The following is a 16,567-nucleotide window of genomic DNA, read 5'->3' as shown; positions in this document are numbered from 1 at the left end:
AGTCGTGGCCGTTACGTGCCGCGGGACGAGCGCGCATCGCGTACCGTCGCACCGTCCCGAACCTCGTCCTCACAGTTCGGACAGACGCGTGGATCGGTCGTTCCAGACGGTGTGAACACACGTGCGTACGACGTCGTCACGAATCAAACGCAATTCTGACAATTCGGAATTTATCTCATTTTCCATGGTGAAAATAACATGTGATGGTTCTATCGGTAGAACGGGTTACGCGGGTTGCCGATCGAGCGACGTCAAAGAAAGAACGGTCGTAGCCGGTATTCGATATTCGTATGACGAGTCTGTTGGTGAATCAACGGGGACTACGGATGCCAACCACAGACCGTACATTCGGTCGCCGTAAGGTTATGAAGTCCACCACATTCCGGACACTGCTTTTTGTTATACTCCTGTTCCCAGTCTACTTGTTCGGTCTCGTGACCACGGTCTTCGAGGAACTGGTCGAACACGGATTCGTCGTCTCCGGTTGGTGCGGAGGCCATACATGCTATGCTAATGCACACCATCCATATAATCCTGATGGTTAAACAGACCCATACATAGCTTTGATTGCAAAATTCGGGGGAATTGAGTCAGGGAACCGGGTCGAAATATCGGGCGAGTTCCGTCCCGAACTCCGCGGCCAACGCGCCGACCTCGTCACCCGAAAGCACGTCGTACTCCCGTTTCATCGCCGATTCGACGTGGACACCGAGCGCGGCGTCGAGGACGGCATCGCTCCGAAGGAACGACACCGCGTTCGTGAACTCCCGCTCCCGTTCGACCACGTATCGATCTCCATCGATGAACGGGCCGTACGCGTCCGAGTCGGCGTACTTCTCGTAGAACCCGGTCGCGTGAGCACGGACGTGAACCGGCGGTCCGTCGTGGCGCTCGATTGCCGGTCGCTCGGCCACCGAGAGTTCGAAGAACAGTACGGCGGTGTCGTCGGCGAACAGTTCCGACCTGAGAACGTCGAACCCGCGCCGCGAGAGCGCGTCAGAGACGCCCGACAGCGATTTCTGAAGCTGTGGATACAACTGGTCCTCCACGATGTCCGGCGCGTCGAACCGAATCGCCACGGGCGTCGTCCCCCGCTCGGCGACGAACTCGCGCACGTCGTCGGCCGTCAACGGCTTCGGCGACTCCGGGAAAAACACCGATTCGCGCGGCTTCGTCAGCAAGTCACGGGCGTAATGCTGGAGCCGTGCGACGTTCTCGGCCGAAAGGACGGCCGCCACGTTGCGCTCCGGGTCGGTCGGATCGATGACGACCAGCGGGTCGTCGAACGTCGCCGTCCCGTGGTCTTCCGGATCGAAGTGGACCTGTGGCGTCCACTCCGCGGCCGCCTCCAACACACCACGAAAGCTGCCGTATTCGAGGACGAGTAGCTCCGCCAGAAACCCCGAAAATCCCTTCGTCCTGAGGTCGCTTCCGTACGCGCCGATGCCCTTCAGGAACTGCTTGAACAACAATACCTCTCCGGCCAACTCGTCGTCCAACCGCGCTTCGAGATACTGCGTGTGAAACGGCGTCCGGTCCACCGCCGACTGGATATCCGTCGCCGACTCGACGCGATAGCAGGGGACGAAATCCACGTCGAACCCGTCGAACTCCCCTTTCACGTAGGGGTGCTCGGCGTACTCCTCGTGTCCGTCCGGCAGGACGGCGTGGCCGATTTTCAGCCCGAACGACTCCAACTCCTCACGGTCGAGGTCCGGCGGGAAGCGAACGAACAGGTCGATATCCCGGTCGCCGCTCGTCCACGTCCCGCGGGCGGTGCTTCCCACCTGAATCACGTCGGCGTCCACCGACAGGTCGGCAATCGCCGCTTCGGCGCGTTCTGTCAACTCCCGAACCGCCGCTCGCAGCCGACGCCGCTCCTCGGCGTCCGGCTGTATTCCCGCTCGAACCGCCGAAGCGACCTCCTCGAACCGTTCCATCGAGCGAACGTTTTCCACGAACGCGTGAAAACGTATCGATGCTGTCGGACGAAAACGAAAGCCCTATCAAACAACTCGGTCTATGGATGAATGCAGTCGGAAGCCGCCGTAGCTCAGTTGGTAGAGCACCTGGTTGTTACCCAGGTTGTCCCAGGTTCGAGCCCTGGCGGCGGCGTTTCTTCGAATTCATTGTTTTCGTGAGAAGGTTCTGTTTCAGGCACTTCGATTCGTGCCCAACCCGGTACGCTAAAGAGGTATGCCAGATTACGATTGATTGATACGGGCCCTTAGCTCAGTCTGGTTAGAGCGCTCGGCTCATAACCGGGTGGTCATTGGTTCGAATCCGATAGGGCCCACTTCTGCCGAACAATCCGGTTAATGGAGGCGGTTTCCAACGTCTTCCGATTGAGCGATGAAGGAGATGTGGCGACACGCGACTCGCCGTCGGGTTCGTTTCCGTGCCAGTGCATCCCTCCGGGCGAGAATATCACGTGAACGTATTTTCTATGACTGTCGGTAACTAGTCCTCGGATCGGGTCGCTGCCTCGATTTCGTAGGGAAGCGTTGCTGCCAGTCGTTTTGCGACTGTCGGGCTCAAAAAACCGGCCAGTTCCATCGCTTCCGCTTCGTACGAATCGAGGTCCAGCACGCTCCGAAAAAACCACGAGACGGTTACATACGTTTCGTGAAGCGTTGCAGCCCGCTCACGTCCAGCGTCCGTCAGCGTCGCGCCCTTGTACGGCTCGTAGGTCACGAGCTCGTCGTTTTCGAGTCGCTGGAACATCGCGGTGACCGACGCCGGTGACTTGTCCAGCGTTTCAGCGACGACGTTCGTCTGGATCGGCGGCTCTCGTCGGTGTTCGAGGATGTACAAGGCCAACAGATACTGTGTAACTCCACTCATCGCGATTCGGCGGACCCCTCCGAGACGACGTCTCTGTCGTTCGCCAGTTCGTCGGGGTCGTCGCCCGCATCGTCATCGAGCTTTTCGGGGGGTTCGAAGAGCGTCGCGTACACCCACGCCCACGCTTGGGTGCGGGCACGACGGGAACGAGGGATCACGGTTCAGGCCCTCCGAACCAAGTGCTGGCGCACCGCTCGTTGGCACTCTTCACACGTACTATCGAGCCGAGCGACCGTCGTCAACACCGGATAATCGACCGGGAAATTCTGATAGATGTACGGGATCAGATCCCGATGGCTGATCCCGATTTCACCGCCGTGATTCGTGGTACTCCGGAGAAACTCCTGGCGCTGCCGAGCGAGCGCCTCGCATCGGTCGCGATGGTCCGTGAGCGTCTCGTGACGCCGGTGGAGTTCATCGAAACCGAGGGCGGTTAGAGGTGTCTCGTTTTTCGCGGTGATCCACTCCGTGATGTCGGTGACGATTGCGCCAGCATCGTCGAGTCGTGAGGCTTCGCGTCCGAGTGCGCGTCGTAACACGTCCACCTCAACCCGTCGGATATTCGCCTCCGAGACGACCGCTTCCTTGAGTTCGGGCGAGAATGACGTCTCCGTCGTCGGTGCGAGCGCAACTGCCAGCGATTCCGAAAATTCGGCCTCGATAGTCGCGTGGAGGGACTCCGATTTTTCGGCGTCGTCGGTGATCTGGTGTCGGATCGTCTCGGCGAACGTCCGCCGAACGATCTGACATCGATCCTCCGTCGAGTGACTTCCGTGGGAAAGTGCGCCCGCTGCAGCCGTGACGCCCTGCACTGACCGCGGTGTCGGCTCGGGTGACAGTTCTTTCACTCGGTCGGTGAAGCGTTTGATCGCGTCGAGCTTCGCTTCGGTTGCGTCTCGTTCACACTGAATTCGTGTTTTCGCGTCGTCTATATGTGTATTCACCGACATTCTACACCTCCGTCTGAATTGGTACACTAACGAGTCCGCCCGGAGAAAGGTCCCGAGCGAGGCCGAAGTACGCGTCCATGACCGCCGATTCGGCACCGTCGTGGCCAGTACCCGAGAGCGCCTCCAAGACGACCGTGCTGCCGTACTTCACGTTGCCTCGTCGGGACGGAGACTCGTGTGCGATGCTCTCTCTCAACACGTATTTTAGGTGCGCCTAAAACATCATAACTACTTCGATTTTTAGGACAGCCTAAACCATAATCTCTGCGTGCTTTAAGTGGCGTAAAAACATGCGGCAGTGACGGAGACCATCGCCGAGTTCGTACGGACAGTCGATTACGACGATTTCGACGAGCAGGTGACCGACGAAGTGGTTCCTCCAGTTCGTCGAATCGACATTCCCGAAGCCAAACATCCGTAGACGTCCGTGATGTCCGTCCAATACCGGTGTCCTAGATTTCGAAGAAACCGGCCGGTTCGGACGAGGACGACAACTGGATATCCTCTCATGGTGTATGTTACCGTATGGCATCAAAAACGCCCGCAGCGGAGAGTGCCGCTGCTGAACGAACGACCCACCGGTACGAGCCTTGGTTAGGCGCGATTATCGCCGGTCTCGCGGGAGGTATCGCGATGGGGATTTTCCTGTTGGTTTTGAGTCCAGATGCACTCACGACCGTAATTCCGGCGCTGTACGGACAGCAGGGTGCTGTCGCCGGATGGATGGTCCACCTGTTCAACAGCGCGGTTCTCGGCCTCGTCTTCGCCGCGATCGTCTCCCTGACGTCGTTGCGTAGATACACCGACAGCGAATCCGCGACAATCGGACTCGGGGCCGCCTACGGCGTGGTTCTGTGGGTGATTACCGGTTCGATCGTCCTGCCGCTGTGGCTCCAGGCCGTCGGCGTTGCTGGCGCACCGGCCGTGCCAACGTTCGCGCTGCCCAGCCTCGTCTGGCATCTCGCCTACGGCGTCGTCTTGGGCGCGGTGTACCGGTACGTCATCACCCTCTAACGGCGAAACGCGACACTGTCCTTTTTTACGTCTTCCGGGTCGAACGAGCGTCGGGAGAAGGAGTTCGGAACAGTACTGGCCGAATTCACACGTCGGGGGTTTCCAGAATCCGCGGCACGCCCTGTGCGGTGATCGTCTCGCCGACGAGATACGACGAGGCGGGACTGGCGAGGAACTGTGCGATGTCGGCGATTTCCTCGCTCGTTCCGATGCGGCGTTTCACGTCCCCTCGGTCGATGTTGTCGGCGCTGACCCCCATCTGACTCTCGACGCCCGGTGTGGCGACGAAACCGGGTGCGATGCAGTTGACGCGAACGTTTTCGTCCGCCCACTCGAACGAGAGCGTTGACGTCAGGTTGATGACGGCGGCCTTCGCCGCGCCGTAGTGGCTCATCTGCGGCGCGCCACCCTGCCCGGCGACGCTGGCGAGGTTGATGATGGCACCGCCGCCGTTCTCGCGCATGCGCTCCCCGGCAACCTGCGTGCAGTGGAACGTCCCGTGAAGGTTGATGTCCACGATGGTCTCCCAGCCGTTCTCGCTGATGTCCTCGAACGGGGCCATGAAGCTCGCACCGGCGTTGTTGACCAGTACGTCGATGCCCCCGAACTCATCGACGGTGGCGTCCACGAGCGCCTCCACGGCATCTCGGTCGGTCACGTCGCACTCGACCGCCAGCGCGCGACCCGACGCGTCACCTGCCTCTATCCCCTCGGCCACCGGGTCCACATTCCCCTGTTCGCGCGAGCAGATGACGACGTTCGCGCCGTCGTCGGCGAACCGCTCGGCGATCGTTCGTCCGATACCGCTCGATGCACCCGTCACGATTGCGGTCTTTCCGGCGACGCTGAACTGTTCGACGGTCATATCCGATCCTCCGTTGCCGGTCGTCCCGCGACTGAAATTTCCATTGGTAACTACAGTCGACAATATTTCGCCGCATGGTAATAAATGTGGATTTCATTCTTCGATCGTTATCTTGATCTCCCGGGAACGCCAGTACATAGCTGATCGTAGGAGATGAACCCCTGACCATGCAAGACGAACGACGGGACTGGCGGGCGGTGTTCTGGGACATCGGCGGCGTCATCCTCGATACGGCGTCCGTCCGACGTGCACACGAGGAGTTCGTCGGAACCATCGTCGCGCGGCGTTCGAGTGACGAATCTGTCGAGGATGCCATCGAACGCTGGCGAACCGCCGTCGGTGAGCACTTTCGGGAGCGCGACGGAACGGCGTTCCAGAGCGCGCGAACCGCCTACGACCGTGCCGTGGACGAAATCACGGGAGAGGAGATTCCCGAGGACGAGTGGCGTCCCGTCTTCGAGCGCGTGATGGCCGAAACGCTGCGACCCAATCCCGGTGCCGTCGAGACGGTCGAGCGACTGGCGGCGACGGACCTCCACGTCGGCGTCATCAGCGACGTGGACACCGAGGAAGGCGTCCGAATTTTGGAGACGTTCGGCGTGCTGAACCAGTTCGATTCCATAACGACTTCCGAGATGGTCGGCCGAACGAAACCCGATCGACGGATGTTCGAGACGGCACTGGACGCCGCGAACGTTCCGGCGAGCGACGCGCTCATGATCGGCGACCGGTACGACCACGACATCGCCGGGTCGTCGGCGGTCGGCATGACGACCGTCGCGTACGGGGCGGACGACGGGCCGGAAACCGACTACGCCATCGACGACTTACGGGAAATCCTCTCGATCGTCGGTGTCGAGTCGAAAAGCGAAGAGTCGAACGGAGTCGATTGACAATTACCCGTCGTACCGAACCAGATGCTCGACTTCGCTCGGGTCGAGGTCCGAAAACGCGTCCCGCGCGATGACCCGCTTGTGGACTTCGTCCGCGCCGTCCACGATGCGGAACTGGCGGACGCTCTCGTAGAAATCCGCGAGCGGGAGGTCCTTTCCGATGCCGTTGCCACCACAGATTTGGACGGCCGTGTCGATGGCATCCTGAACGACGTTCGCGGCGTACACCTTGCTCATCGACACCGCGATACGGGCCTCCTCGCCCGCCGCGATCTGCCCGGCGGCGTGACGGACCATCGTCCGAACCGCGTGGAGTCGGGTCTCGATTTCGGCGATTTCGAACCGGATCGCCTGCTTGTCCGAGAGCGGGCCGTCGAAGGCCTGCCGCTCGTCGGCGTAGGCTTTGGCGATGTCGAGGGCACGCTCGGCCATGCCTGAATAGCGCATACAGTGGGTCAACCGCGCCGGACCGAGTCGCTGTTGGGCGATGGCGAACCCGGCGTTCTCCTCGCCCAGCAGGTTCTCCTCCGGGATTCGAACGTTCTCGTATTTGATCTCCGCGTGGCTCATGCCGGTGACGCCGCCGCCGACGTGCGGGATGTCGCGCACGACTTCGACGCCGGGGGTGTCGGACGGAACGAGGAAGATGGAACACCCCTCGTAGGGGTGGGCGTCCGTGTCGGTCAACGCCATCACGAGGAGGACGTCGGCCTCGCTCCCCTGTGTCGTCCACCACTTGTGGCCGTTTATGACCCACTCGTCGCCGTCCTGCTCCGCGGTCGTCCTGAGCATCTTCGGGTCCGAACCGGCACCCGGGTTCGGTTCGGTCATCGAGAAGCCGGATTTGGCGTCGCCCGCGACCAGCGGGTCGAGCCAGTTCTCCTTCTGCTCGTCCGTTCCCACCAGTTCGAGGGTGTGCATGTTGCCCTCGTCCGGGGCGTCCACGCGGATGGCACCGGGGCCGAGGAGGCTCCGCCCGGCCGCCTCGAAGACGGGGAGCATCTCGTGGAACTCCATTCCCAATCCGCCGTGTTCTTCCGGAATCTGGGGTGCGTACACGTCGTACTCCTTCGCTTGTTCGCGGAGTTGGCGCATGGTGTCGTCGGAAACGGGTTCCCCGCCGAGATGTTCGCGCTCGACGGGAATCACCTCGTCTCGGACGAACGTCCGGACGCGTTCGGCGACGTCTCGCCCTCGTTTCGGGTCGTCGTACTCCATATCCACAACGGCGATTCAACAGTGTAAAAGTATTTCCCTCGTTTCGTTACCCTCGTAAGTTCTATACCGGGCATCCACGTACAATCGAGTGACCACGAGGCCGATGTGGCCGTCCGCCGCGTGTCCGTCACGCGGTGCACCGAACGCCGTCATACGGTCGAGCGGGCGGACGGTCGGACGGACGTGCGGACGTGCGGACGACCACAACATGAGCCAATTGCGGACTGGAGGACTACCGATGACCAACGAAAATGGGGATTACTTCGAACGACTCGTCGATACGAACGCGCTCCGGACGTATCTGGAAGAACAGTTGGGCAACGCCGAGGGGTACGACGTCTCCCACCACGCGGAGGGCCACTCCAACGAGACGCTGTTCGTGGCGTGGGGTGACCGAGAACTGGTGATTCGGCGACCGCCACCCGGTGAGACTGCCGAGACGGCCCACGACGTGCTTCGGGAGTACCGGGTGATGGACGCGCTTCAGGACACGGCCGTTCCGGTTCCGACGACCGTGCTGGCCTGCGAGGACCACTCGGTCATCGGCAGCGACTTCTACGTGATGGACCGAGTCGAGGGCGACGTGCTCCGGGACGAGGAGCCACCGCGCTTCCGAACCCCGAACGCGCGACGGACAATCGGCGAGGAACTCGCGGACACGCTCGCGGCGATTCACAGGCTCGACTACGAGGCGGTCGGTTTGGGCGAGTTCGGCTATCCGTCCGGCTACACGGAACGGCAGGTCGAACGGTGGACCAAGCAACTCGACTGGGCGTTCGAACGAACGACCGAGGAGCGGGCCGTCCCGGAACTGGAGACGGTCGGCGATTGGCTGGCCGACAACTGTCCCGACGAACACGAGCACACACTGGTGCACGGCGATTACAAACTCGACAACGTGATGTACGGGCCGGAGACGCCGCCGGAAATCGTCGGCGTCTTCGACTGGGAGATGGCGACGCTCGGCGACCCGCTGGCCGACCTCGGGTGGATGCTGTCGTACTGGCGCGACCCCGGCGACCCCGAACCGGCGACGCCGGAACTGGTTTCGACGTTCATGGAGGCCGACGAGTACCCCACTCGAAAGGAACTCGTGGAGCGCTACGAGGACGCGGCGGGTATCGAGTACGAGAACGACCGATTCTATCGGGCGCTCGCGGTGTACAAACTCGCCGCACTGGGCGAGATGTTCTACCGGCGATTCCTCGAAGGCAACAGCGACGACCCGATGTACCCGCAGATGGAGGAGCGGGTCCCTGACCTCGCGCGACGCGCGGCGGGTATCATCGACGGCGACGAGCCGCTGTAACCCCGAAACTTTCCAAAATTCCATAGAACCAGTTTCACAACACCGATAGTTGCTCAGACCGACGTTTTACCTTACAGAGATAAACCGTCGCGGTGGAGTTAAGATGGCAGGGATGAAACCCATCTCGTATGCCAGACACGGATATTCGACGGGTGACTGTGCTCGGTGCCGGGAACATGGGTCACGGAATCACGGAAGTCGCCGCCATCGCCGGGTACGACGTCACCATGCGCGACGTCGAGGAGGAGTTCGTCACGAACGGGTACGAGAACATCGAGTGGAGTCTGGAGAAGTTGGCCGAGAAGGGCTTCATCGACGAGTCGGCCGAGGACGTTCTCGCACGCGTCGATACGGCGGTCGATCTGGAATCGGCGGTGGCCGACGCCGACCTCGTCATCGAGGCGGTGCCCGAGCGGATGGACCTCAAGCGGGAGGTGTTCATCGACCTCGACGAGTTCGCTCCCGAGGACGCCTTGCTGGCGTCGAACACGTCCAGCCTGAGCGTTACGGAGATGGCCGGTGTCACCTCCAGACCGGAGGACGTGGTCGGCATGCACTTTTTCAACCCGCCGGTGAAGATGGACTTGGTCGAAATCATCTACGGCGAGCGAACGAGCGACGGGACGGCGGAGGCGGCGTACGAGTTCGCCGAATCCATCGGCAAGACGCCGATCTACGTCCGGAAGGACGTTCGCGGGTTCGTCGTCAACACCGTCCTCGGTCCGTTCGGGGACGAACCCGCATGGATGGTGTCGAACGGCGAGGCGACGATACGCGAGGTGGACGCCGCGATGGTCCACCAGCGGGGTTACCCGATGGGACCGTTCGAACTCATGGACCTGACCGGCATCGACGTGGGCTATCACGTCCGCAACGAGTCGGGGCGGGAGATTCCGCCCATCATGGCCGAGAAGGTCGAGAACGAGGAACTGGGACAGAAGACGGGGAAGGGGTATTACGACTACGAAGACGGAGAGGGAGTCAACTACGAACCCGGCGACGGCGACGGGTTCGACACCCTGCGGATCGAGGCCCGGATGGTCAACGAGGCGGCGCGACTCGTCGGGGAGGGCGTCGCCCGACCCGACGAAATCGACACCGGCGTCCGTCTCGGACTCGGGTTCCCCGAAGGAATCTGCCGACGCGCGGACAAAATCGGTCTCGACACCGTTCTGGACAAACTCGAATCCCTGTATCAGGAGACCGGCGAGGCGAGGTTCGAACCGGACGACTATCTCGTCGAACTGGTCGAAGCCGGAAAAACCGGCGAGAAAGCAGGCGAAGGATTCCACGAGTATTCGACCAGCGGCGACGGGCCGGGTACCTACCAGTTACTGAACTACGTCCTCTCCGACGATGGTCTGCTCGAAATCGAACTGAACCGGCCGGAGCGCCTGAACGCCCTTTCGGCCGATTTGCTCGGGGAGATCGACGACCTGCTCAAATCGGTCGATACCGACGACGTGCGGTGTGTCACGTTCGAAGGCGCTGGCGACCGAGCGTTCAGCGCCGGAGCCGACATCGGCGGGTTCGCGGACGCCACGCCCACGGACTTCATGGACGTGACGCCGACGTTCGAGACGGTCAACGAGTTCGAGCGTCCCACCATTGCGAAGGTGGACGGCTACTGCCTCGGTGCCGGGTTGGAACTCGCACTCGCCTGCGACATGCGGATCGCCACGGAGAAATCGGAGTTCGGTTCCCCCGAGATTCGTCTCGGACTCATTCCCGGCGGCGGCGGCACCCAGAGACTCATCAGACTGCTCGGCGAGACGCGTGCCAAGGAACTCGTGTTCCGGGGCAACCGCATCGACGCCGACCGCGCCGAGGACTGGGGGCTCATCAACCGTTCCGTGCCCGACGGGGAGTTCGATTCGGTCGTTGCCGAGTTCGTGGACGACCTGCTCGAAGGGCCGCCAATCGGCCTGAAGGTGGCGAAGAAGGTGATGAACGAAGGTGCCGACGCGAGCCTCGACGCCGCGCTGGCCATGGAGAGTCAGGGCTTCGGCCTGCTCATGAGCACCGACGACGTGCGCGAGGGAACCGCCGCGTTCGGCGAGGACCGCGACCCCGAGTTCACGGGGGAGTAGCCGTGACGATTCCGTTCGAGGAACTGGAGGTCGGAAAACGGCTGACGACACCCACGCGCACCATCACCGAGGCCGACGTCGTCAACTTCGCGGGCGTGAGCGGCGACTTCAACCCGCTTCACACCAGCAAAACGGAGATGGAGGAATCGGACTTCGGGGAGCGAATCGCCCACGGCGCGCTCGTGTTTTCGGTCATGACCGGCCTCACGCGGCGCATCGTCCACGAACGCGCGGAGACGGTGGCGTTCTACGGCGTGGACCGACTCCGCTTTCGAGCGCCCGTCTTCTTCGGCGATACGGTTCACGTCACGTTGGAACTGATCGAGAAGGAAGCGCGCGACCATCCGACCGGGAACGGCGTCGTCCGATACGAGGCCGAGGTGCTGAACCAGCGCGAAGAGGTCGTGCTGTCGTGCGAACTCCTCTCGCTGGTGCGGTAGCCGGTTCTCCCGTTATTTTTTGTACTCGTCGTCCAGTCCCTCGAATATCTCGGGGTCGGTGCGGAACTTGAGCACGTTGTGCACTACCGAGTTGCGGATGTTGTCGATCACGTCCCCGTGTTTCTTGTAGAACTCGTGAATCCACTGTGACTCCGCTTGCCGGTTGGGGAACATCATCACCGTCTTCCACTGGTACTCGCCGTCCGAGAGGAAGTAAAACAGCGTGTTGGGGTCGTCGCGGATGTACTCCATCGCGGCGCGCCAGCTATCCGCGAAGTGTTCCGGGTTGAACTTGAACTCGAACAGGCCGAAGATGTAGTACTCCTCGTTGGGGATGATGGCCTCCCGGAACACGCCCTCGTTCCGCATCTCGCGGATGGACTCGCTCACGGTGACGTGTGACACTTCGATGTCGTACTCGTCCGCGAGAATGGTCGTCAACTCCCGCGATGACAGCTGTGGGTCGCGTGTCAGTTCCCGCAGAATGGCGATGTCCCGCTCCTTGAACTCCCAGTTCGGTGATTCCGTCTCGTCGGTCATACTGTTCCTTCCGGAGAACGGGTTATCAGGGTTCTCCTTCGAGAGGCGCGAAAACGAGAATCATCGTGGGTTATGTTCGTTTCGAATACTCACAGACCGAGGCGGTCGGCGCGCGGGAGCGAGGGTACGAGCGGCGCGCGAGGAGTCGGTTGGGGAGGGTGTGGTGCGGAGGCGGGTACGGTTGCGGTCTCATTGACGTCTGTAACTGCTCGCATCATCATTGCAACTACTGGCGTGACGACCTCGAAAGCCCCCGCCCGCTCGCGGTCGCTCAGCGACATCTCGCCTCGGCATAACCGCCTGCCTCGGCGAGAGGGGTCACTGAGACGACCAGGCGGTGCGCGAACGGGCGGCCCCTTTCAATCCACCGTCAGAGCAAGCTCTGACGAGCCCTCGTTCACTGCGTCACCGGCGCTTTGCGCCGGCTTCCAGCGGGACCGGAGGTCCCGCCCGGTTCACGAGGACACCCAAACGACAGTACCGCAACCGTCCACACACCTCCCCAGCCGATTCCCTCCACTCGTTGCACTCGTTCCGCTCATCCCTCGCACGCTGTCAGCACAGCCCTGCGGACGAAGTGTCCGCAGAACTGTGCCAGCGCGCGCCACGGCGGCTCAACGACATAGCCCAATTCGGCAGTTGATTCCCCGCGAACCCCCACTTTTCGAAAAATCTCGGCCCCGCAGTCCTAGAACAGGTCGTCGGAGATGATGTTCTTCTGAATTTCGCTGGTGCCCTCGTAGATTTTCGTGATGCGGGCGTCGCGGTAGTAGCGCTCGACGGGATGGTCGGTGACGTAGCCAGCGCCGCCGTGGACCTGGATGGCGTCGTCGGCGACGTCGACGGCGTGCTCGCTGGCGAACAGTTTGGCCATGCTCGCAAAGCGGGTTGCGCGGCGGTCGTCGCCCTCCTCGACGTGCGAGGCGGCGCGGTAGGTCAGCGACCGTGCGGCTTCCACGTCCGTCGCCATGTCGGCGACCTTGTGCCCGATGGCCTGATAATCCTTGATGAGGTTCCCGCCCTGCTCGCGCTCGCTGGCGTAGTCGATGGACTGATCCACGGCGGCCTGCGCGACGCCCACGGCCTGCGAGGCGACGCTCACGCGACCGGACGCGAAGAAGTTCATCAGTTGGTAGAAGCCCTTGTCCTCCTCGCCGATGACGTTCTCGGTGGGGACGCGCACGTCGTCGAGGACGATTTCCGCGAGGTCCGAGGCGCGGATGCCGAGTTTGTTGTCGATTTTCGTCGGCTTGAACCCGTCTGTATCCGTCGGGACGAGGATGGCGCTGATGCCGCGGTGCGGCGGTTCGGCGTCGGGGTCCGTCTTGGCCATGACGACGGCCACGTCCGCGACGGTGCCGTTCGTGATCCACATCTTGTTGCCGTTGATGACGTACTCGTCGCCGTCCGTCTCCGCGACCGTCTCGATCCCGGCGACGTTCGACCCGTGGCCCGGCTCCGAGATGCAGCTACAGCACGCCGATTGGCCGTTGGCGATTCGGGGGAGCCACTCCTCTTTCATCCACTCGTCGCCGAACTTCCGGATCATGTTGGACCCGAATCCGCGACTGCCGATGGCGCTCCCGATACCCGCGTCGGCCCGCCACAGTTCCTCGGTGACGATGATTGACGAGAGGGTGTCCATCCCCGCGCCGCCGTACTCCACGGGAATACCCGGGGCGAGCAAGTCGAGCTCCGCCGCCTTCTCGATGAGCTCCTCGGGATACTTCTTCTCCTCGTCGTGCTCCCGCGCGACGGGCGCTATCTCCTCCTCGCCGAACTCGCGCACCGCCTCGCGTATCGCACGCTGCTCGTCTGACAGTCGAAATGACATACCCGGATTTAGGATTCCAATGAAAAGAATCTTCGGCATCTAACCAACCGTTGGTAACAACTGGTCGAAATTCGCGTACAGTCATCTCCAACTCCGTCCATACCCTCCATTCCGTTACCGACTGCTCCTACCCCGGCCGTTTTTCTGGACTCGACAGTTTGATTCCGTGCGAAACGGTAGTATGGGGGGAAATGAGTGAGAATCCCGAGGGGGCGATGGTCGGGCGGGAACTCGAACGGCGGGAAGATCCGGCGCTCGTGACCGGGCGAGCGACGTACACCGACGACCTGCACGCACCCGGAATGGCGTATCTCGCCTTCGTGCGGAGTCGCTACGGCCACGCGACCGTCGAGGACATCGACACCAGTGATGCCGAGGCCACGGATGGCGTTCTGGGGGTCTACACGTGGGAGGACATCGAACACTCGGACACCCCGGGAACCATTCCCGTCGAGACCGGGTTTCTCGACAACGAGATTCCGGGTCACCCGATACTCGCCGACGGGAGAGTGCGGTATCACGGCCAGCCGGTCGCCGCCGTGGTCGCCGAGGACCGCTACGTCGCCACGGACGCCGCGGACGCCGTGAATGTTGATTACGACCGTCTCGACGCCGTGACGGATCCGATCGAGGCGACTGCGGAGGGTGCGCCCGAGATTTTCGAGGGCGTCCCGAACAACGTCGTGACCGTCACGGACATGGGCGATGCGGACGCCACCGCGGGAGCGTTCGAGGACGCCGACCACACCGTCGAAATCGAACTGGAGAACAACCGCCTCATCGCCAACGCGATGGAGCCGCGAGCGGCGCTCGCGGAGTACGACGACGTCGAGGAGTCGCTGACCGTGACGATGACGAGTCAGTCACCGCACGGCCATCGAGGCAAGCTCTCGGACACGCTCGGCATCCCCGAGAATCGAATCCGCGTCGTCGCACCGAGCGTCGGCGGCGGCTTCGGACACAAGGGACACCACCATCCCGGCGAAGCCGTCGCGGCGTGGTGTTCCCGCGAACTCGAAATTCCGGTGAAGTGGACCGCCACGCGCTCTGAGAACTATCTCGCCGGTGCCCACGGCCGAGACCACCGAACGACGGCCGAACTGGCGTTCGACGACGACGGCACGATTCGGGGTCTCAAGGCCGAAACCCACGCCGGACTCGGAGGCTACGGACTCGGCGTCAGCCCCGCGCTTCCGGGCTGGTACGGCCGCCTGCTGGCCAGCCAGTACGACATCCCCGCCATCCACTGCCGGACTCACAGCGTCCTGACGAACACGGCTCCCGTCCACTCCTACCGCGGCGCTGGCCGTCCGGAAGCCATCTACGTCACCGAGCGACTCGTGGACCGCGCCGCGCGGGAACTCGACATCGACCCCGCCGAGTTCAGACGTCACAACCAGATTCCGCCCGACGCGTTCCCCCACGAAACCGCCGTCGGCGCGAACTACGACAGCGGCGACTACGCAACCGCACTAAACGAAGCGCTCGACGCCGTGGGGTACGACGAACTCCGCACACGGCAGGAGGACGGAAACGGACGGGTGGACGGAAACGGACGGGTGGACGGGAGGAAGCGAGACGACGGCCGCTATCGCGGTATCGGCCTCGCCTGCTTCGTCGAATCGACCGGCGGCGGGTTCGAGAGCGGTGTCGTCCGCGTCCACCCCGACGGCGGCGTGACGGTCTACGCGGGAACGCATTCCCACGGCCAGGGCCACGGGACGACCTACGCCCAGATAGTCGCCGACGAACTCGGCGTTCCCTACGACGATATCGACGTGGTGGAGGGCGACACGGACCGCATCCCGACCGGAACGGGAACTTTCGGCAGTCGGAGCACGATTGCCGGTGGGAACGCCGTCGCCGAGAGCGCGGGTGAAGTCGCCGACAAGGCCCGACGCATCGCCGCCGACCGGTTGGAGGCGGCTCCCGAGGATATCGCACAGGAGGACGGCGAGTTCCGCGTCGTCGGTGCGCCCGACCGCGCCGTCGCGTTCGAACAGGTCGCGAGCGCGGCCTACAGCCGTCAGCTTCCATCGAACGAATCGGCCGGGTTGGAGTCCACGACGTTCTACGACCAGGACGGGACGGCCTACGCTTTCGGCTGTCACGCCGCCGTGGTCGCGGTGGACCCCGAGTCGGGTGAAATCGAGGTCGAACGCTACGTCGCCGTGGACGACTGCGGCGAGCAGGTCAACCCCCGAATCGTGGAGGGGCAGGTTCACGGCGGGGTCGCGCAGGGCATCGGGCAAGCCCTCTACGAGCAAGCCGTGTACGACGACGCGGGAACCCTCGTCACCGGGTCGATGCAGGATTACGCGATTCCGAAAATCCAGCAGATTCCGATGATGGAGACCCGGAGCACCGTCACGCCGAGTCCGACCAACCCCCTCGGCGTGAAGGGGATCGGCGAGGCCGGAACCATCGCCGCACCCCCGGCGCTCGTCAACGCGGTTCTGGATGCACTTGCGCCGTTCGGCGTGGAGAGCATCGACATGCCGCTGACCGAGGAAACCGTCTGGCGCGCGATTCGAGAAGGATCGTAAGCGAGTCGCTCGTTGCTCCGTCGG

The 16,567-nt window shown here is 62.8% G+C and carries 18 protein-coding genes and 2 tRNA genes; 10 read left to right on the top strand and 10 right to left on the bottom strand.

The features are described 5' to 3' along the window. Positions 1-320: 320 nt before the first annotated feature. Together NKF25_RS23105 and cca are read right to left on the bottom strand one after the other, a co-directional pair. Positions 321-500, bottom strand: coding sequence for an HVO_0416 family zinc finger protein (locus NKF25_RS23105; RefSeq protein ID WP_253228977.1), 180 nt, complete (start codon positions 498-500; stop codon positions 321-323). Positions 501-590: 90 nt separating this feature from the next. After that, positions 591-1,940, bottom strand: coding sequence for a CCA tRNA nucleotidyltransferase (gene cca / locus NKF25_RS23100; RefSeq protein WP_253228976.1), 1,350 nt, complete (start codon positions 1,938-1,940; stop codon positions 591-593). A 102-nt stretch (positions 1,941-2,042) separates the two neighbouring features. Between cca and NKF25_RS23095 the strand changes: the two genes are divergently transcribed. Both NKF25_RS23095 and NKF25_RS23090 read left to right on the top strand, forming a co-directional pair. Then, positions 2,043-2,115 (top strand) — tRNA-Asn (locus NKF25_RS23095). Positions 2,116-2,221: 106 nt separating this feature from the next. Then, a tRNA-Ile gene (locus NKF25_RS23090) sits at positions 2,222-2,296 on the top strand. Between the two features lie 164 nt (positions 2,297-2,460). Here NKF25_RS23090 and NKF25_RS23085 read toward each other — a convergent pair. From NKF25_RS23085 to NKF25_RS23070, 4 genes are read right to left on the bottom strand one after another with little or no spacing between them, the layout of a single operon-like run. Then, the gene (locus tag NKF25_RS23085) at positions 2,461-2,844 is read right to left on the bottom strand and encodes a metal-dependent transcriptional regulator (protein WP_066145055.1); all 384 of its coding nucleotides are present in this window, start codon (positions 2,842-2,844) and stop codon (positions 2,461-2,463) included. Then, a complete protein-coding gene (locus NKF25_RS23080; RefSeq protein ID WP_253228975.1) occupies positions 2,841-3,002 on the bottom strand; it encodes a hypothetical protein in 162 nt (53 codons plus the stop codon). The genes NKF25_RS23085 and NKF25_RS23080 overlap by 4 nt, the downstream gene beginning before the upstream one ends. A gap of 3 nt (positions 3,003-3,005) precedes the next feature. Further along, positions 3,006-3,794 (bottom strand): hypothetical protein, encoded by a 789-nt coding sequence (locus NKF25_RS23075; protein ID WP_253228974.1) that lies wholly within the window; start codon positions 3,792-3,794, stop codon positions 3,006-3,008. 1 nt (position 3,795) lies between these two features. Continuing rightward, on the bottom strand, positions 3,796-3,945 hold the full coding sequence (locus tag NKF25_RS23070; protein ID WP_253228973.1) for a hypothetical protein: 150 nt from the start codon (positions 3,943-3,945) through the stop codon (positions 3,796-3,798). A 147-nt stretch (positions 3,946-4,092) separates the two neighbouring features. On the opposite strand from NKF25_RS23070, the gene NKF25_RS24340 reads away from it, so the two are divergent. Then, positions 4,093-4,215 carry a hypothetical protein gene (locus tag NKF25_RS24340; protein WP_256490592.1) on the top strand — a complete coding sequence of 41 codons (123 nt, stop codon included), beginning with the start codon at positions 4,093-4,095 and terminating at the stop codon, positions 4,213-4,215. Positions 4,216-4,319: 104 nt separating this feature from the next. Further along, entirely contained in the window at positions 4,320-4,808 is a 489-nt protein-coding gene (locus NKF25_RS23065; protein WP_253228972.1) for a histidine kinase, read from the top strand. 85 nt (positions 4,809-4,893) lie between these two features. On the opposite strand, the gene NKF25_RS23060 is transcribed toward NKF25_RS23065, so the two are convergent. Further along, entirely contained in the window at positions 4,894-5,673 is a 780-nt protein-coding gene (locus NKF25_RS23060; protein WP_253228971.1) for an SDR family oxidoreductase, read from the bottom strand. A 167-nt stretch (positions 5,674-5,840) separates the two neighbouring features. On the opposite strand from NKF25_RS23060, the gene NKF25_RS23055 reads away from it, so the two are divergent. Next, positions 5,841-6,566, top strand: coding sequence for an HAD family hydrolase (locus NKF25_RS23055; RefSeq protein WP_253228970.1), 726 nt, complete (start codon positions 5,841-5,843; stop codon positions 6,564-6,566). A gap of 3 nt (positions 6,567-6,569) precedes the next feature. Here NKF25_RS23055 and NKF25_RS23050 read toward each other — a convergent pair whose 3' ends face one another. Beyond that, complete coding sequence (locus NKF25_RS23050) at positions 6,570-7,784, bottom strand: acyl-CoA dehydrogenase family protein (RefSeq protein WP_253228969.1); 1,215 nt, start codon at positions 7,782-7,784, stop codon at positions 6,570-6,572. 238 nt (positions 7,785-8,022) lie between these two features. On the opposite strand from NKF25_RS23050, the gene NKF25_RS23045 reads away from it, so the two are divergent. From NKF25_RS23045 to NKF25_RS23035, 3 genes are all read left to right on the top strand, one after another. Then, a complete protein-coding gene (locus NKF25_RS23045; RefSeq protein WP_253228968.1) occupies positions 8,023-9,093 on the top strand; it encodes a phosphotransferase family protein in 1,071 nt (356 codons plus the stop codon). A gap of 128 nt (positions 9,094-9,221) precedes the next feature. After that, positions 9,222-11,183 (top strand): 3-hydroxyacyl-CoA dehydrogenase NAD-binding domain-containing protein, encoded by a 1,962-nt coding sequence (locus tag NKF25_RS23040; protein WP_253228967.1) that lies wholly within the window; start codon positions 9,222-9,224, stop codon positions 11,181-11,183. A gap of 2 nt (positions 11,184-11,185) precedes the next feature. After that, on the top strand, positions 11,186-11,623 hold the full coding sequence (locus tag NKF25_RS23035) for a MaoC/PaaZ C-terminal domain-containing protein (RefSeq protein ID WP_253228966.1): 438 nt from the start codon (positions 11,186-11,188) through the stop codon (positions 11,621-11,623). A gap of 12 nt (positions 11,624-11,635) precedes the next feature. Here the strand turns inward: NKF25_RS23035 and NKF25_RS23030 are convergent, their stop codons facing one another. Then, positions 11,636-12,163, bottom strand: coding sequence for a winged helix-turn-helix domain-containing protein (locus NKF25_RS23030; protein WP_253228965.1), 528 nt, complete (start codon positions 12,161-12,163; stop codon positions 11,636-11,638). A 65-nt stretch (positions 12,164-12,228) separates the two neighbouring features. On the opposite strand from NKF25_RS23030, the gene NKF25_RS23025 reads away from it, so the two are divergent. After that, positions 12,229-12,459 carry a hypothetical protein gene (locus NKF25_RS23025; protein ID WP_253228964.1) on the top strand — a complete coding sequence of 77 codons (231 nt, stop codon included), beginning with the start codon at positions 12,229-12,231 and terminating at the stop codon, positions 12,457-12,459. Between the two features lie 392 nt (positions 12,460-12,851). Here NKF25_RS23025 and NKF25_RS23020 read toward each other — a convergent pair whose 3' ends face one another. Further along, positions 12,852-13,997: an acyl-CoA dehydrogenase family protein gene (locus tag NKF25_RS23020; RefSeq protein ID WP_253228963.1), complete on the bottom strand. Its 1,146-nt coding sequence runs from the start codon at positions 13,995-13,997 to the stop codon at positions 12,852-12,854. 191 nt (positions 13,998-14,188) lie between these two features. On the opposite strand from NKF25_RS23020, the gene NKF25_RS23015 reads away from it, so the two are divergent. Next, positions 14,189-16,543 carry a xanthine dehydrogenase family protein molybdopterin-binding subunit gene (locus NKF25_RS23015; RefSeq protein WP_253228962.1) on the top strand — a complete coding sequence of 785 codons (2,355 nt, stop codon included), beginning with the start codon at positions 14,189-14,191 and terminating at the stop codon, positions 16,541-16,543. Positions 16,544-16,567: the final 24 nt, after the last annotated feature.

Origin of the sequence: Haladaptatus sp. AB643 (genome assembly GCF_024136975.1) — an archaeon.
Classification (GTDB): Archaea; Halobacteriota; Halobacteria; order Halobacteriales; family Haladaptataceae; genus Haladaptatus.
This window is presented reverse-complemented; position numbering and strand designations above follow the sequence as displayed.